Origin of the sequence: Micromonospora sp. NPDC049230, assembly GCF_040647875.1 — a bacterium.
In the GTDB taxonomy this organism is placed as follows: Bacteria; Actinomycetota; Actinomycetes; order Mycobacteriales; family Micromonosporaceae; genus Micromonospora.
On the sequence record NZ_JBEZCZ010000015.1, the window covers coordinates 74,942 to 91,688 of the forward strand.

The following is a 16,747-nucleotide window of genomic DNA, read 5'->3' on the forward strand; positions in this document are numbered from 1 at the left end:
AGACTAGACCCGGGTCGGCTCAGAAGGGTGGCGCGGCGGCCTCCGGCGGCGCACCGTGCGCCCGGCGGGCGTCGATGACCGCGACGGCGGCCAACACCAGCACCCCGACGGCGGTCGCGGCCACACCGGGCAGGAACAGCAGCGGCACCGCCGACGCCGCCAACACCAGCAGGGCGATCCACCGGGACGGGGACACCCGCGCGAACACCTCGTACTCCAGGCGGGCCCGCCCGGCCAGGAACAGGGCCGGGCCACCGAGCGTCATGGCCAGCCACGGCCCGGGGATCTGCTCCAGCGGATGCGGGATGATCAGCTCGTAGCCGATCGCGGTGGCGGCGAGACCGACCACCATCACCAGGTGGGTGTCGGCCGCCGACCGCCCGATGGTGGCGGGGTGCCGGGCCTTCACCACCGCCTCGCCCAGGATCCGCCCGGCCCGCTGCACGTAGATCCGCCACAACATGATCGAGGTGGCCAGCGCGAGCGCGAACGCCCACACGTGCCCCGACTCGAACGGCCCCTCGCTGTACGCGAAACCCGCCACCAGGATCGTCTCGCCCAGCGCGACGAGGAAGAACTGCTGGTACCGCTCCGCCAGGTGTTCCCCGGCGATCTCCCACTTGGAGACCGTCGAGCGGCCCAGCCACGGCACCGGCCAGCCACACCGGGCGGCCACGTACTCCAAGGCCAGCGCCGCCGTCCAGAGCATGACCTGCATGTTGGTGTTCAGCAGCGCCCCGATGATCCAGAACACCCCGCTGACGGAGAACACCACAGCCATGCGGATCTTCAACCGGCGGTACGGGTGGGGTCCCAGCGCTATCGACAGGATCACCGGTCGGGTCACCTGCGCCACCACGTACGCCACCGCGAACATCAACGCGGTCTCGCTGAAGGCCCGGGGGATCGCCACCCCGAGCAGCATGCTGCACACCAACGCGGTGATCACCACGGTCTGCAACGACACCCGGTACGGGTCGTACCGGCTCGTCGTCCACGCGGTGCCCTGCCAGACCGACCAGAGGGCGAGCAGCAGCAACAGCGTCTTGCCGCTCCCGGTGATCGCCGCCGCGGCGTGCTCCCGAGCCGGCCCGTCGGTCAGGTCCTCGAACGCACGCGCCGAGATCCGGGTGAGCGCGAAGACGAACACCAGATCGAAGAAGAGTTCGAGGAAGGTCGCCCGGCCCGGGTCGCGCTTGGCCGGCTCCAGGTGCCCTGCTGCCCTGAAGGCCATGGTCAGCGGCCTGCGCCGTTGGTCCGGTCCACGCCGAAGTCGTAGCATCCGCAGCGGCACGGGCGACCGGAAACCGGCGATTCTGCCCAACCCGGGGATCTTGCTCGGGTGCCCCGTCAACGGGCACGATCGGGCGGTGACGAATCGATGGGGTATGACGGTGCCGCTGGGCGGGATCGCCCTGGCGCACCACGACGCGGCCTATGCGGCCCTCGACCAGGCCGGGTTCACCGACGTCTGGTCGTCAGAGGTCGCCGGGACCGACGCGTTCACCCCGCTGGCGCTCGCCGCGGCCTGGCAGCCGGGGCTGCGGTTGGGCACCGCGATCACACCGGTCTTCACCCGGGGCCCCGGGTTGCTGGCGATGAGCGCGGCGGCGTTGGCCGAGGCCGCGCCCGGCCGGTTCACCCTCGGGATCGGCGCGTCCTCACCGGTGCTCGTGCGGGACTGGAACGCCGTGCCGTTCGACGAGCCGTTCCGCCGCACCCGCGACATGCTGCGCTTCCTGCGCGCCGCGCTGCGTGGCGAGACCGTCGACCAGGCCTACGACACGTTCGCCGTACGCCGGTTCACGCTGGAACGACCACCGGCGGTGCCGCCACCGATCCTGCTCGCCGCGCTGCGCCCGGGGATGCTCCGGCTGGCCGGCGCGGAGGCCGACGGTGTCATCCTCAACTGGCTCGGCGCCGACGACGTGCCTCGTGCCCTCGCCGAGTTGGGCGATCGGCGTGCCGGCTTCGAGGTCGCCGCCCGGATCTTCGTCTGCCCCACCGAGGACGCCGGGTACGCCCGGGCGCTGGGCCGCCGGCTCATCACCAGCTACCTCACCGTCGGCGCGTACGCCGAGTTCCACCGCTGGCTCGGCCGCGGCGAGGCGCTCGGGCCGATGTGGGCGGCCTGGGCCGCCGGTGACCGGCGCGGCGCCAGCGCGGCGGTGCCCGACGACGTTGTCGACGCGTTGGTGCTGCACGGCTCACCGCAGCGGTGCCGCGCCGAGGTACGCCGCTACGCCGACGCCGGCGTCGACGTGCCGGTCCTGGCGCTGCTGCCCACCCCGGCGACCACCGCCGGCGGCGCGACCGCGCTGCTCGACCTCATCGCCCAGTTGGGCGCCGATCCCGTGGGAGCGTCCGCGTGAACCTCACCGACCGGATCGTGGTGGTCACCGGCGGGGCCGGCGGCATCGGCGCGGCGCTGTGCCGCCGCTTCGCCGCGGAGGGGGCCGCCGCCGTGGTGGTCGCCGACCTCGATGCCGCCGCGGCGGACGCGGTGGCCGAGAGCATCGGCCCGGTGGCGCACCCCATCGCCCTCGACGTCACCGACGAGGAGCAGGTCCGCGACCTCGTCGCCGACACCGAGGAGCGCTACGGCCGGATCGACCTGTTCTGCGCCAACGCGGGGGTGACCACCGGCGGGGGCGTGGAGGTCGACGACGCCGGCTGGGACCGGGCGTGGCGGGTCAACGTGCTCGCCCACGTCTACTCGGCCCGCGCGGTGCTGCCCGGCATGCTCGCCCGAGGCGGCGGGCACCTGCTGCACACCTGCTCGGCGGCGGGCGTGCTGACCGCGGTCGGCGACGCCGCGTACACCACGACGAAACACGCCTCGGTGGGGTTCGCCGAGTGGCTCGCGATCACCTACCGGGACCGGGGCATCCGGGTCAGCGCACTGTGCCCGCAGGGGGTGGACACCCCGATGCTCGCCGACGGGCTCCTCGATGGTCATCTCGGTGCCCGGGTGGTCGCCGCGTCCGGCGCGGTGCTCACGCCCGACCAGGTCGCCGAGGCGGCCATCGCCGGGCTGGCCGAGGAACGCTTCCTGATCCTGCCGCACCCGGAGGTCGCCGACTACGCCCGCCGCCGCGCCGAGGACCCGGACGGCTGGCAGGCCGGCATGCGCAAACTCGTCCGCCGCCTGACGGCCTGACCCGTGCCGTCCTGCCGTGACCACACCGGGGGACCGGCATCACCGGGCGGACCGGCGGGCGCGGCGCAGGGGAGTGGGGTGCACCGACCAGAGGAGCCGACGCCACCAGGGGCGCGCGGAGCGCAGGGTGGCCACGTAGACGGTGGCCACCTCGGCAGCGCGGGCCGCCTGGTCTGCTGTCGCGGCACCCGGGGCGAAGCCCACCTGATTGAGCAGGGTCGCCAACTCGTCGACTGACGGCCCGTCGTCGGCCGCGCCCGCCCGGGCCTCGGTGAGGGCCTCGCGGGCGTGCCCGGCCACCTCGGTGGCGGCCAGGTCGTCACCGACCGGTCGACCGGCCAGCCGCAGCGCGTCGGTGACCTCCCGCCAGGCGCCGGCGACGCGTTGACCGGCGTCGCCCTTCTCCAGCCGCGCGCGGGTGAGCGAGCGGCGCAGCGCCAGCAGGGTCAGCAGCAGCGCCCCCACCAGCAGCAGCAGACCACCGCTGCCACCGCCGACCAGCACCATCGTGGACAACCCGTCAGCGCTGGGCGGCCCGCCCGAGGCGGCGGCCGGCTCCGGCGACGCGGACGGCTCCACAGTCGGCGCCGGTGCCTCCGACGGCGGCGGGTCCTCCGGAGTCGGACGGAAATCCTCCTCCACCGGCCTCGGCTCCTCGTTCGGGCGCGGCAGCGGATTGAACGGCACCCAACCCAGCCCGTCGAAGAGCACCTCCGGCCAGGCGAACGCGTCACCGGCAAGCACCGGCCCCTGCCCACCGGCCCGGAAACCCACCACCACCCGCGTCGGCAACCCGGACAACCGGCCGAGCACCGCGAACGCCGCCGCGAACTGCTCCGAGGTGCCCTCCTGCCCGCCACCGCCGCGCGGCCCGAAGAGAAAGAAACCCAGATTCGGGTACGCGTGCCCGCTCGGCGCGTCCGCCACCACCCGGTAGTGCTCGGCCAGGAACTGCTCGATGGCCAGCGCCCGGGCGAGCGGCGCGCCATTGTCCTCGGCCAGCTGCTTGGCCAACCGGCGCATCGGGTCGGGCACCCCGTCGGCGACCCGCAGCACCCGGGCCACCTCCTCGCCGGCGGGCACGTTGGCGCTGGCCAACAGGTTGGGGTCCGGGTGCTCCTCGACCGAGGTCACCGCGTACCGCAGCCCCGGCGTCAACCCCTCCGGCCGGATCAACGTCCCGCTCGCCGGGTCGTACGCCACCCGTGCGCCGCTGACCTCCCGGGGCGTCGCCACCGCGGGCAGCAGCCGACCGCTCAGCTCCGCGACGGTGATCTGCTGGCGGACCGTCTCCACTGTGCTGTCACGGGCCGGGGCGGCGGCCGGCAGGATCCGGCCCGCGTTGCGGTACGTCGCGCCGACCCGCCAGGTCACCCCGTCGTAGTCGCTGAGCACCGCCAACCGGATCCGCACGCCGGTCTGCGCCGCCGGCCCGGCCCCGGGTTCCGGCTCCGGCGCGGTCCCCGGCTCCGGCGGGGGGAGCGGTGCGCCGGAGCGTTCCGTGCTCACGTCGAGGAGCTTCTGCTCCGGGTGCAGCGCCCAACCGGAGATCCGGATCAGCGGGTTCTCGTCGAGCGACTGCACCTGCGGCGGCTCCACGTACCGGCGGGGGTCCACCGGCCGCCCGTCGACCTGACCGGCGACGACCGGGCCGAGCAACGCGACAAGCCCCACCACCAGGGCCACCCCGAGCGCCGCGCTGGTGGCCAGGCGCAGCCGCACCGCCGCGCGTACCCGGGGGGCCAGGTCGGCGGCCGGATCGCCGCCGGCCGTTGCCGTGCCGGCGGGAGCGGCAAGGCCGACCGCCGCGACAGCGACGAACGCCACAGTCACCCCGACCGCCGGCGCGGCATTCGGGCCCACCACGTAGAGGGCGGCGACGTAGAGGCCCGCCGCCGGCAGGTAACCCAGCAGCACCCGGCCGGTGCGCAGCGCGACCTCGGCACCGGCCAACCCGGCCAGCCAGGCGGCCACCACCGGCACCAGCACCGTGTCCGGGGTGGGCTGCACCGGGATCATCGCGGTCAGCAACCGGGGAATGCCGTTGCGCGCGGCGTCGCCGGTGATCTCCAGCAGACCACCCGGAAGCTCGGCGTGGTTGGCGGCCAGCCGCAGCGACCACAGTGTCCAACCGGCCATCGCGGCCACCGACACCGGCGCCACCAGCCAGGACGGCAACCGCCGGGCGGCCACACTGACCAACACCGAACCAACCGCCGCACCGATCACCAGTCGGGTCAGCAGGTCCCCCGCGTACACCCGGCCGAGCACCACCCCGGCGAGCGCGGTCAGCCCGATCAGCGCCACCGGGACCGCCGCCGCCCGCAACACCCGCACGGCGTGCGTCACCACCGGCGTACCCCGTCCCACTCGGCGGCGAACTGCGCGCCGTCCGCCGCGTCGACCACCACCAGGCCAGCCGCGCCCGGCGGCGTCGGCTCGGCCGCGCCGAACACCCCGACCACCACCGACGGGTACGCCCCGCGCAGCGCCCCCACGTGCCCCAGGTCGTCGCGCCCACCCGGCCCGGTCAGGAAGACAAGCGTGTCACCGAGCCGGTCCTGGCGCAGCCGGGAGGCCACCCCGCGGATCGCCTCGTCCGAGTCGGACAGGTCGGCGGCGGCCAGCCGGTCCAGTGGCCCCAGCGCGGTGCCGACATCCGTCTGCTCGCCGTGCGTTCCCGGCGCGGCCGATCCGGTGGCCGCTCCCGGCGCGGTCGGCTCGCCGTCGGCGAACAGCAACACCACCGGCAGGTCCGCGCGGTGCGCGGCGGTGACGACCGACGCCGCCGCCTCACACGCCGACTCGAACGACTCGGCCACCCCACCCACTCGCCACGGGTGCGCGACGGCCCGGTTGTCCAGCAGGACGACAAGGCGCGGCAGGCTGGTGTCCACGTTCTCCCGCACCATCAGCTCACCCACCCGGGCGCTGGTCCGCCAGTGCACCCGGCGCAACTCGTCGCCCACCACGTACTCCCGTAGCGAGTCGAACGTGATCGAGCCGTGGGGCACCCCGTCCACCCGGCCGTCGAGGCTGCGCCCCGCACCGCGCGGCACCGCCGTCAGCGGGTGGACCCGGGGATACACCCACACCGGCACCACCGTCCCGTACGGGCGGGCCAACGCCACCAACCCCAGCGGGTCGCGTCGGGTCACCCGCAGCGGCCCCACCGGCACCACGCCACGACGGTGGGTCGGCACGTCGTAGCGGACCTCGGTGTCCCGGCCCGGCCGCAGGCGCAACACCGGCACCGGCACGCCGCGATCCCCGCACCGGTCCTCGGCCAGCAGGTTCGCCGACCGCAATCGGCCCACGTTGCGCACTGTCAACGTCATGCTCGCCGGCTCACCGCGGGCCACCCGGTCCGGATCGGCGTGCCGGGTCACCGTCAGCCGGGGCCGCCAGGCCGCGACGAGTGCGGCATAACCGACGGCCGCGCCGGCCGCCGCGCCGAGCAGCGTCAACTCGGGGTACGCGAACCGGAAACCCACAGCCAGCAGTACGACGGCGGCGACGAGCAGCCCGACTCCACGGGCGGTGATCCCCATGCCGCTGCTGCCGGTCAGCCCTGCACCGGAGCGGGCTGCCCCGACGGCAGGGGCACCGGCACCGAGGCGATGGCCTGGCGCAGCACCTCCGCGGCGGTCATCCCGCGCACCTGGGCCTCGGGGGTGAGCAGCAGCCGATGTGCGAACACCGCTTCGGCGAGCGCCTTCAGATCCTCCGGCATGATCCAGCCCCGCCCGTCGATGAGCGCGTACGAGCAGGCCGCGCGGGTCAACGCGATCACACCCCGGGGACTGACCCCGACCCGTACCTGCGGGTGGGTGCGGGTCGCGGCGGCCAGCCGGACCGCGTACGCGTAGAGCGGCTCGGCGATGTGCACCCGGCGGGCCATCCGCACCATCTCCCCGACGGTGGCGGTGTCGGTGACCGGGGCGAGCGCCTCCGGGGAACGCACCGTCGCGCCGCGCAGCACCTCCACCTCGACCGCCTCGTCCGGGTAGCCGACGGAGAGTTTCACCAGGAAACGGTCCAACTGGGCCTCGGGCAGCCGGTAGGTGCCGTCCATCTCCACCGGGTTCTGCGTGGCCACCACCAGGAACGGCGACGGCACCGGATGGCGGACCCCGTCCACCGTGACGGTGCGTTCCTCCATCACCTCCAGCAGCGCCGACTGGGTTTTCGGCGACGCCCTGTTGATCTCGTCGGCGATCACGATGTTGGCGAAGACCGGCCCCGGGTGAAACTCGAAGTCCCTGCTCGCCTGGTTGAAGATGGTCACCCCGGACACGTCCGACGGGAGCAGGTCGGGCGTGAACTGGATGCGCCGCCACTCACCCTTCACCGTGGCGGCGATGGCCCGCGCCAGTGTCGTCTTACCGACCCCCGGCACGTCCTCCAGGAGCACGTGACCCTGCGCGAACAGCGCGGTCAGCGCCAGCCGGACCACCTGCGGCTTGCCGAGCACCACCGCGTTGACGTTCTCGGCCAGCCGGGCGGCCAGGGCGGCGAAGCCCTGGACCTCCGGCTGGGTGAGCGGCTCGTGGGCGTTCACGGTCGGCGGTGCTCCTTGCCTGGTGGTTCAGCAGGTGGGCAGGACATTGATGTCGTCGCCGCCCTCCAGGTTGAGCCAGGCCCACGGGATGTAGTTCTTCTTCCCGTTGAAGTCGACCTGCACCCACCAGGTGCTGCGCTTGTGGTTGTTGTAGACGTAGGAGTCGACGTCCTCGCCGGCCTTCTTGCAGTACGCCTCCAACCGGGTGCCGGGCTTCGCCCAACCGGCCTGCTGGTCGTTGTCCTGCCGGGTCACCTTGAAGACCTCGTTGCCGTTGCGGCCGTCGCGCTCCTCGTCGCAGTAGGTGCGCTGGGCGCCGTCCGGCCCGTTCTTGCAGGTCGCGATGCCGTACAGCGAGGGGGTGGTCTGGGCCCGCGTCGCCCTGCCCTGGCCGGCGGCGTTGGTGGCCGTCACCGTGAACGTGTACGCCGTGCCGGGTGCCAGGCCCGTCATCGTGATGCTGGAACACGCACCGGCCTTCGTCGGCTCACCCGGCGTGCTCACCGCGCAGGTCGCCTGACCGCCGCCCGCGTCCACAGTGAACGTCACTGTCGCCGCGGTGGCCGTCGCCGACGAGCCGGTCACCGTGACCCGTGGCTCCGCGACAGTACGCGCGGTGGCGGTGGCCTCCGGGCCGGCACCCGCCTCGTTGACCGCCTTCACCTTCACCGTGACGTTCTGGCCGTTGCCCAACCCGGTGACCGTCGTGCGGGTGTCGGTCACCTCAGTGACCCGCCCACCGACGTCCACCAGGTATTTCGTCACCGGTCGGCCGTTGGCCTCGGCCGGCGCCCACTGCACGGTGACCGAGCCGGGCTGGTTGGCGACAGTGCCGGCGCGCAGCTCGACCGGCGCACCGGGCACCGCGAACGGCACCACGGTGTTGCTGACCGGCGACGCCGCCGAACCGGCACCCTTGTCGTTGACCGCGACGACAGTGAACGCGTACTGCGTGCCGAACTCCAACTCACCGGCGGGCACCACCAGCTCCGTCTTCGTCGACTCGCCGACCGGCGCGTTCGTCCCCGCCGAACTGGCCGTCACCGCGTACCTGGCGATGGTGTTGCCCTGCCCGTTCGCCGCCGGCCACTTCACCAGCACCGTGCCGTCCGGCCGCTCCTGGGCTGTCACGCTCGCCGGCGGGTCCGGCACCGCCGCGGTCGGAATCACCGGGTTGCTGGTGCGGGGCGGCCCGTCGCCCTTGGCGTTGACGGCGTGCACCGCGAACCGGTACGTCTCGCCGTTGGTCAGACCCTTGACCTCCACCGCACGCTGGTTGGCGCCCACCTCCAGGCGCTGACCGGCGCCCTCCACCACGTACTTGATGATCTCGGCGCCGTTCGCGGCGGCCGGCCGCCAGCTCACCCGCGCCTGCGCGTTGCCGGCGGCGGCGGTGACACTGCGCGGCGCGCTCGGCTTGCCCACCCGCGGCTTCTTCGGCGGGGGCGGCGGCGGGGCGACCGGCGGCGGATCGCCGCCGAGCACATCGTTGGCGTACTTGTCGACCTCACGCACCTGGTGCTTGTCGTCTACCACCCGGGCGGTCGCCGCGTCGGGAGAGTTGATGAACAGGTGGTTCTCCCGGACCTCCAGCTCCAGCGGCCCGTTCGCCCGCCCGCGGATGGTCTCCACCAACTGGCCACCCGCGTCGAAGGTGTAGATCGTGCCGGTGGCCTCGTCGGCGCAGTAGAACCGGTCCGCCCAGGCCACCGCCGGACTGAGCCGGTCACCCTCACCCGGCACCGTGAACGCCCGCTCCTCCCCACCGTCACCCACCACCAGCACCCGCCGCTCGCCGGGCACCGTCACCGGAACCCGCTGCCCGCTGGTGCGCGTGGGCAGCTCACCCGGACCGGACAGCGTCAACGGCGTCGGCTGGACCTTGCCCCCCTGCACCCGCACCAGCTTCCCGGCCGTGCGGTCGAGCACCGCCACACCCTCGTCCAGGCTGGACACCACCAACTCGTGGCTGGCCTCGGCCACGTCGTACGACTCGACCCGCTTCGGGCTGAGCCCGCCGCCGGCGGGCCCCGCCGAGGCCGGCGCGGACGGCAACGTGGCGGCGGTGATCGCCGAGACGGTGCCCTGACTGGGCACCGCGACCCAGAGCCGACCCTCGCCGTCGAACGTCCCGCCGGTGATGCCCGGCGGATAGTGCACCGGCTCCCCGACCGGGGTCAGCGACCGCGGGTCGAGCTGGCGCACGATGCCCTGCACGGCGTCGACGACGAACGCCGAATCCTCGTGCAGCGCGACACTCACGCCCAGACCGGGGGTGGTCCGGGTGGTCGCGGTGAGCTGGAGGGTGGCCAGGTCCAGTGAGCTGATCTGCCCGGTCTGCAAATCACGCAGGACCAGCAGCCGGTCGGTCTGGGCGATCTGCATCGGGTGCCGGACCGCACCGGGGATCTCGGTGCGGGTGTCCACCCGGGCGGTGACCCCGTTGACCCGGGCCAGCTCGCTGCGCGCCGCGCTCCACAACCACGAACTCGCGTCGTAGTTGGCCACCGCGTTGTCGGCAGCGCCGAGCCCCAGAACGGTCAGCCCCATGGCCGCCAGCAGCGCGGCCACAGTGCCCACCGTCACCAGCCCGCCGCGCAGCCGGGACCGGGAGCGGCGGGCCTCTGTCGGTACGGAGTCTTCGATGCTGGCCACAGCCGGCAGCCTCCCCTGAGTCGTGGCAGGTGGCGGCGCCTCGCGGCGACCCCTCCCCTGAGCCGGGTGCCATCATATGGCGCTGCTGGTGACGGGGGAACCCGCACCGTCACCCCTGTGGATACCGAGCGTGTGCGCAGTGGACGCCCAGCTCACCTCGGTTCCGCTCGGTGTGTCTCAGCTCGGCGACGGCTGCGCCGAGGGCTCGCCGCTCGGCCCGCCGGCGCGCTCCCGCGTCGTACAGACCTGGCCCGAGGTCGCGAAGCTGTCGGTGGAGTAGACAGCCAACACCGTGAAGCAATGATCCACTCGCGAGTTCAACCCGTTCACCGTGTAGCTGGTCTTACCCGGGTCCACGGTGGCCATCACCCCCAGCGGCTGCCCGGCCCGCCCGGCGGCGACCATGAACGGCACCGCGCCGCCGGACGGATCCGTCCAGGTCAGCGTGATCGTTGTCGAATCGTCACGCAGCTTCAGATCCCCGGGCGGTGGCCCCACCGTCGCCTGGCCCGCAGCCGTCGGCGCGGTACCCCCGGGCGGCGGGTCGTCGCGGGTCAACACCACAGCACCCAGGCCGGCCACCGCCACGACGGCCACCCCGGCCGCCACCACCGCGCCGATCAGCGTCGCCCGGCTGCGCCCCGCCGACCCGCCCTCATCGGGGTACGCCGGCCGGTACACGTCGCGCACCGGGTACTGCTGACCCGGGTACGGGGCCTGGTGCTCCGGGGTCGGGTACTGCTCGTGAGCCGGGTACTGGTTCTGAGTCGGATACTGGTCGTGGTGGTACTGCGGCGTCGCTCGCGGCGTGGCTGGCCGCGACTCCGCCGGCCCGGCGCCAGCGTCCGCTGACCACGCCGCCGGAGTCGGCCCGGCGGTCGAAATTGACGGGGCGGCGACGGCCGGGGTCGAGCTGGCGTCACCCCGGGCCGGGCCACCGTCAGCCGGGACGGCCGGGATCAGCTCGGTCTGATCCGACATCGCGGTATACGCCTGTGGGGTCGGCACCACCGCGGCATCGACGCTCCCCAGCCCGAACTCGCCGTCGGCGCCACTGTCGTCCGCGTCCATCGGGGACTCCTCGACGGGGTCGGCACCGGCAGACGGCAGGGGTTGCGGCGGGGCGGTGCGGCTCCACGGCGGCGCGGTCAACCCCCACGGCGGTACGGGTGGCGCGCTCACCGGTGGTGCGGAGACGGGGTGCGCGTAGCCGGGTGGCGTGGACACGGGGTGTGCGTAGCCGGGCGGTCCGGAGACGGGATAGGTGGGCCCCGGCGGCGCACTCATCGGTTGTGCGGGGTATGCGTGGCCGGGCGGTGCGGACACGGGGTGCGCGTGGCCTGGTGGTGCGGACACGGGGTGCTCGTGGCCGGGTGGCGCGGAGACCGGATAGGGGTGGGCTGGTGATCCGAAGGTCGGGGACGGGTGCGCCGGTGGCCCGGAGACCGGGTACGGGTGGGTGGGCGGTGCGGAGATCGGTGGTGGAGGGGCGGGCGAGCCGCTGACCGGGTGGGCTGGTGGACCGCTGATGGGATGCACCGGCCCACCGGCTGGGGACGGTCGGTTCGGCGAGTCGACGCCGGACGTGTCGACCGGTCCACTCGCTCCGGCTGCTCCGGCTGCTCCGGCTGCGGCACGGACGGCCTCCTCGGCGAGCAGCGGTTCGATCTGTCGTACCTGGATGGTGGGGTTGTCCCACTGAGGCGCTGGCAGCCCCGGCGCGGGCGTGGCGGCGGCCGGTGCCGGGGTGGCGGGCCGGTCCGGCACGTCGACCGCCGGGTGGGTCTCCTGGTCACCCGTGCGCTGGCGGGGCGCTACGGGTGGCCCGGACATCGGTCGCTGTGGTGGCCGCTGACCAGACGGCGGTGGCTGGCTTTCGGCCCTCGGCCGGGGTGGCTGGCTTTCAGCCCTCGGCCGGGGTGGCTGGCTCTCGATTCCGGGCTGGGCTGGCTGGCCTTCTCCTCGTGTCTGGGGCGGGTGGCTCCCGGGTCTTGGCCGGGTTGGTTGGTCGATCGTCGACCGGGCGGACCCGGGTGGGTGCTCGTTGGCACGCTGACGGGGCGGCAGGGCGGGCCCGGGTACGGCGGGCGGTGAGCTGGGCTGAGTCGGTGTGATCGGGGGAGGCATTGGCGTACGCCGAGAATCGGCAGCTGGCGCTGCGGCGGCGTCGATGGTCGGGTTGGGCGCGGCGGGGCCGCGTACCCCGGGAGGGGTTGACCAGGGGGTGGTGGCAGGCGCTTGCGGCGGAGCCCAGGGCGAGTTGGTGGGTGCCGGGCCACCAGCGGAGGGGCGCATCGCGGCCAGGGTCGCCATGGACAGCGTCGGGCCGGACAGCGCCGACCGGATGCCGGACTCGGCCGACGCGGCGACCGGATCCGGGCCTGGCCCGTGCTGCTTGGTGGGCGTCGACGCGGACGGGCCAAGATAGTCGCGGGCGGCGCGTACCGCCGGGTGGTGCTCCCCAAGCGTGGCGGGACCGGCGGTGGCGACGCGGGTGTAGTTGCGGCGGGCCTCGTGCCGGTTGCCCAACTCCTCCGCGACCTCGGCGAGTTCGAAGGCGAGCGCGAGCATCACCGGGTCGGCGTGCTGCCAACGCCGCTCGCCCGCCGCGAACGCCTCCTCCAACACCCGGCGGGCGGCGAGCGGATCGTCCGCCTCGCGGTGCAGCCGCGCCAGCAGGTGCGCGGTGTGCAGCATCTCCGGGTGGTCCTCGGCGTACGGCGGGGGAGCGGATCCGACGGCCTCCGCGAGTAGCTGCCGGGCGGCCCTGAGGTCGCCCGCGGCGCGCAGGGCGAGGGCCCGGTGCTGGGCGGCTGCCAGGGGAGAGGGATGGGACACGACGCAATGCTGCCGTCAGAGGGCCGCCCGACGCTACCCGGACACGCCCCGGGTGGGGAGTCGATGGGCGGGTACGGGGTGGTTTGACCAGTGGCAAGAGTGCGGGGAGGGCGGGGCCGGAAGGCGATGTGCATGATCCACGAGCGGCGTGTACAGTAACTCCCCGTGCGGCCCGCCGGACCGACCATCGGATTGCAAGATCATCTGGTCGGCGGGGTAGGCTGAACGTGTAGGTCCGGGTGGCGGAATGGCAGACGCGCTAGCTTGAGGTGCTAGTGCCCGTATAGGGCGTGGGGGTTCAAGTCCCCCCTCGGACACCAGTTTTAGTGGAGCTTCACACGTTGCGTGACCTGTCACAGTATCCGTAGGCGGGTGGTCGCGCAGGTTCTTCCAGCGAAGTCAAGTTCGCTGGAGGGGTCGCCCCCGACGATTGCGGCATGAGTTCGAATCGTCTGCGGCTGGCCGATGGTGAGCAGGTCATCGGTGCCCTGGTTCCGCCCAAGATCACGCGACCCGTCCGGGCTCCGGCGCCGTTGCCGGTGTTGCCGCGGCTGATCCTGCCAGCCGATCCCGACGTGGGTGCTCTCGTGGTGCGGATGGCCCGTCTGGATAGGTCGGGGCGGCTATCGGCCCGTGAGCTCCTCGATGTCTTGAGTTGGCGGCCCGGTAGCAGGGTCGATATCGGCGTTGTGGCGGGAGTGTTGGTGGCCGCTTCGGCGTCCACCGGTCGGCATGTCGTACGCGATCGGGGCGGGCTGTGCCTGCCGGCTGCGGTCCGGCAGATGTGTGGGTTGCTGACCGGTGTGCCGGTGTTGCTGGCTGCTTCACCGTCTCAGGAGGTCCTAGTGGTCCATCCGGTTGATACATTGGTGCGGCTGTTGACCGAGCACCATTCCCGCCTTGCAGGCGACGACCATGAGTGATGATCGACGCATCGCGGACGCACAGCGATTGTTGGCCGAGCTTGGCGTGAGCGTTGACGATCTCCGGGACGCCCAGCGGCCACAAGTGCCGACCATCGCCGAATACCTGCCTCGCGTCGTGGCAGCGGCGGGTCCGGGTGCCAGCCGCACCTACGGCAGCTACTGGGCCCGGATCGCAGCGCAGTGGGGGGACCGTCGGCTGGACAGCATAGTTGCTACGGACGTCGAGGCGCTGCTGCGTCAGGCCGCCGCGGTTGCTTTGCCACGGCGTAACGGTCGCGGCGGCCGGCACGCTGGGGAGCACGTCATTGCCGCCGTCCGGGCCATCTACAACCGGGCAGTCGCCGATGGTTTGATGGATGCGTCCGACAGCCCGGCCCACCGGGTGAGCAAACCGCGTCGGCTACCCAGTACCCGACGCGCATTGACCCCGGAGGAGCTGGAAGAGATCAATGAGGTAGCTCGTAGCAGTGGTAACGACGTTGTCCTGGACGCCATCCTGCTCCGACTGCACACGGAGACTGCCTGCCGGCGTGGAGGTGCGCTCGCTCTGCGCCTCATGGATCTCGACCGAGATCGTGGACTTGTCCGGCTCACCGAGAAAGGCGGAACCCTGCGATGGCAGCCCATTACGCTGGATTTGGCAGCGAGTCTCTACGATCACGCTCGACAGCGCGGCGCAGTCCTACCCACTGACGCCCTGCTGCGTTTCCGCCACGGTGGTGCAATCACCAGCCGTCGCTATGATCACCTATGGAAGCGCATTGGAGAACGGCTGCCCTGGGTCGCCGCCCAGGGCATCTCGACCCACTGGCTACGCCACACGACCCTCACCTGGGTGGAACGCCACTTCGGCTATGGGGTGGCTCGCGCGTATGCCGGACATACCGACAGCACCGGTGCGGCCACCACTACCTACATCAAGGCCGACCTGAACGCCGTCGCCACTGCGCTGTCCGCCATGACCGGGCAACCACATCCGCTCGCTCGCCCTACCGACGCCTCCGCGTAGGACGCAGCTGCCCTTCCCCTGACCGCCGATACAGATCGTTGCGAGCAGACGACTCGTTGAGTTGCACCCCTTCAATGTCTCGATCCAACTAATCGAGGGGCGGAACGGTCTCCACCGACCTTCCTCTCTCAAGATACGGGTCACCGGCAGGGCTGGACGTGAGCGAACTACTGGCGTCATGTCCACGCTGGCGCCAAGCTTGGTTGTCGTGGCACCGGTTACGGGCGCGCCGGGCGCCTACCGTGCCTGGACGCTGTTGGGCATAATGCACCCGGTGAATCCACGTCCGGCTGGCATCTACGACATCATGCGATATGCGCGAGGTGCCAGCCCGATCGAGGTCGTCCTTGATGGATATCCCAACTATCACTACCTGACATCCCCACCTGATCGGGAAGCTCCAAGGCTGATGCTGGAGCGAGGCATCAACCCGACGGCTTCGGTAGTGGGCCCGGACGGCCCTCGCCGCCCTCTGATCGCGATCAGGTCCAGCCCGTGGAAGGCCGGACACACGTCGAATCCTTGGCATGACGAGTTCGACCTCGACCACGGGCACATCCGGTACTACGGGGATCACAAGTCCTCGACGGTCGGGTTGCCTGGTGCGACTTCGGGCAACCGCGCCCTCTTGGATGCGTGGAGTCTGCATGCGGGGACGAGTGAGCGGGAGCGAGCCCTTGCGCCTCCATTGCTGGTGTTTCGTTCGATCACGGTGAACGACGGCGGTCGTCGCATCGTGAAGGGTCACGTCGAGTTCTGCGGCGTCGCCGTCATCGAACGGCTGGAACACGTGGTGCAGCGCGATCCAACCACCGGCCGTAGCTTCCCCAACCTGGTCTTGGACCTGGCGGTATTGGACCTTGCCGTGGCTGGCGACACGCTCGACATGAGATGGGTCGACGATCGACGCGATGCAAACCTGACCGTGACGCAGACAGCCCGCTACGCCCCCGAGTCATGGAAGCGCTGGGTGGCGCAGGGACGAGCCGCGATCCCGCGGGTACGCCGAAGGGTGATCTCGTCGCGCGTCAAGACGACGGAGGAGCAGCTCCCGATCGCCGGATCCGTCGAGGAGCGCCTCCTCCAACAGCTGTACAGCTTCTTCGACGCCCGCAAACATGCCTTCGAGATGCTTGCCTCTCGGATAGCAGCTCAGATCCTTGGTGGCTCGGGTGCTGTCTACCGTGATGGCTGGCTGACGCGAGCCGGAGGGGACGGCGGCGTGGACTTCGTAGGGCGGCTCGACGTCGGCTCGCCGACGAGCAACACGCCCCTGGTCGTGCTCGGCCAGGCGAAGTGCGTCGCGCCGAGGTCCTCGGTCGGCCCGGACCAGGTGGCCCGCGTGGTCGCCCGTCTCCGCCGAGGGTGGATCGGCGCCTTCGTCACGACGGGCGTCTTCTCGCGACAAGCGCAGGTCGAGATCATCGACGACCAGTATCCGCTCGTGTTGGTCAATGGCCGGGTGCTCGTGGAGCAGGTCGTCCGGATGGCTGCGACCGACCACGGGGGAGACGTCGATGCGCTACTTCGCTCGATCGTGGGCGAGTACGAGTCGGCGGTGACCCACCGCCGACCGGAGGAGATCCTGTTCGGATGAC

At 72.3% G+C, this 16,747-nt stretch carries 10 protein-coding genes, 1 tRNA gene and 2 pseudogenes; 6 read left to right on the forward strand and 7 right to left on the reverse strand.

Annotated features, from left to right (window positions below):
• Window positions 1–19: 19 nt before the first annotated feature.
• Window positions 20–1,234, reverse strand: coding sequence for a low temperature requirement protein A (locus tag AB0A95_RS15530; protein ID WP_357556387.1), 1,215 nt, complete (start codon window positions 1,232–1,234; stop codon window positions 20–22).
• A 154-nt stretch (window positions 1,235–1,388) separates the two neighbouring features.
• On the opposite strand from AB0A95_RS15530, the gene AB0A95_RS15535 reads away from it, so the two are divergent.
• Both AB0A95_RS15535 and AB0A95_RS15540 read left to right on the forward strand, forming a co-directional pair.
• Window positions 1,389–2,372 (forward strand): LLM class F420-dependent oxidoreductase, encoded by a 984-nt coding sequence (locus AB0A95_RS15535; RefSeq protein ID WP_357556427.1) that lies wholly within the window; start codon window positions 1,389–1,391, stop codon window positions 2,370–2,372.
• Window positions 2,369–3,160 (forward strand): SDR family oxidoreductase, encoded by a 792-nt coding sequence (locus AB0A95_RS15540; protein ID WP_357556388.1) that lies wholly within the window; start codon window positions 2,369–2,371, stop codon window positions 3,158–3,160. Before AB0A95_RS15535 ends, AB0A95_RS15540 begins: the two co-directional genes overlap by 4 nt.
• A 39-nt stretch (window positions 3,161–3,199) precedes the next feature.
• On the opposite strand, the gene AB0A95_RS15545 is transcribed toward AB0A95_RS15540, so the two are convergent.
• The 6 genes and pseudogenes from AB0A95_RS15545 to AB0A95_RS15570 all read right to left on the reverse strand — a co-directional run.
• Window positions 3,200–5,512, reverse strand: coding sequence for a transglutaminaseTgpA domain-containing protein (locus tag AB0A95_RS15545; protein ID WP_357556389.1), 2,313 nt, complete (start codon window positions 5,510–5,512; stop codon window positions 3,200–3,202).
• Complete coding sequence (locus AB0A95_RS15550) at window positions 5,506–6,711, reverse strand: DUF58 domain-containing protein (RefSeq protein ID WP_357556390.1); 1,206 nt, start codon at window positions 6,709–6,711, stop codon at window positions 5,506–5,508. Before AB0A95_RS15550 ends, AB0A95_RS15545 begins: the two co-directional genes overlap by 7 nt.
• 14 nt (window positions 6,712–6,725) lie before the next feature.
• Window positions 6,726–7,721 (reverse strand): MoxR family ATPase, encoded by a 996-nt coding sequence (locus AB0A95_RS15555; RefSeq protein WP_357556391.1) that lies wholly within the window; start codon window positions 7,719–7,721, stop codon window positions 6,726–6,728.
• A gap of 27 nt (window positions 7,722–7,748) precedes the next feature.
• Entirely contained in the window at window positions 7,749–10,376 is a 2,628-nt protein-coding gene (locus AB0A95_RS15560; RefSeq protein ID WP_357556392.1) for a fibronectin type III domain-containing protein, read from the reverse strand.
• Window positions 10,377–10,553: 177 nt separating this feature from the next.
• Window positions 10,554–11,018: pseudogene (locus AB0A95_RS15565) on the reverse strand (fibronectin type III domain-containing protein); the annotation flags it as partial.
• 1,782 nt (window positions 11,019–12,800) lie between these two features.
• Window positions 12,801–13,196: pseudogene (locus tag AB0A95_RS15570) on the reverse strand (hypothetical protein); the annotation flags it as partial.
• A gap of 251 nt (window positions 13,197–13,447) precedes the next feature.
• Between AB0A95_RS15570 and AB0A95_RS15575 the strand changes: the two are divergent.
• From AB0A95_RS15575 to AB0A95_RS15590, 4 genes are all read left to right on the forward strand, one after another.
• A tRNA-Leu gene (locus AB0A95_RS15575) sits at window positions 13,448–13,534 on the forward strand.
• Between the two features lie 117 nt (window positions 13,535–13,651).
• Entirely contained in the window at window positions 13,652–14,137 is a 486-nt protein-coding gene (locus AB0A95_RS15580; RefSeq protein WP_357556393.1) for a hypothetical protein, read from the forward strand.
• A complete protein-coding gene (locus AB0A95_RS15585) occupies window positions 14,115–15,149 on the forward strand; it encodes a site-specific integrase (RefSeq protein ID WP_357556394.1) in 1,035 nt (344 codons plus the stop codon). The genes AB0A95_RS15580 and AB0A95_RS15585 overlap by 23 nt, the downstream gene beginning before the upstream one ends.
• A gap of 274 nt (window positions 15,150–15,423) precedes the next feature.
• Window positions 15,424–16,746 (forward strand): restriction endonuclease, encoded by a 1,323-nt coding sequence (locus tag AB0A95_RS15590; RefSeq protein WP_357556395.1) that lies wholly within the window; start codon window positions 15,424–15,426, stop codon window positions 16,744–16,746.
• Window position 16,747 lies beyond the last annotated feature (1 nt).

What these genes read in the sequence shown, in the direction of transcription:
- AB0A95_RS15530 (WP_357556387.1), bottom strand. Translation starts at nt 1,234, where the DNA reads ATGGCCTTCAGGGCAGCAGGGCACCTGGAGCCGGCCAAGCGCGACCCG.
- AB0A95_RS15535 (WP_357556427.1), top strand. Translation starts at nt 1,389, where the DNA reads ATGACGGTGCCGCTGGGCGGGATCGCCCTGGCGCACCACGACGCGGCC.
- AB0A95_RS15550 (WP_357556390.1), bottom strand. Translation starts at nt 6,711, where the DNA reads ATGGGGATCACCGCCCGTGGAGTCGGGCTGCTCGTCGCCGCCGTCGTA.
- AB0A95_RS15580 (WP_357556393.1), top strand. Translation starts at nt 13,652, where the DNA reads ATGAGTTCGAATCGTCTGCGGCTGGCCGATGGTGAGCAGGTCATCGGT.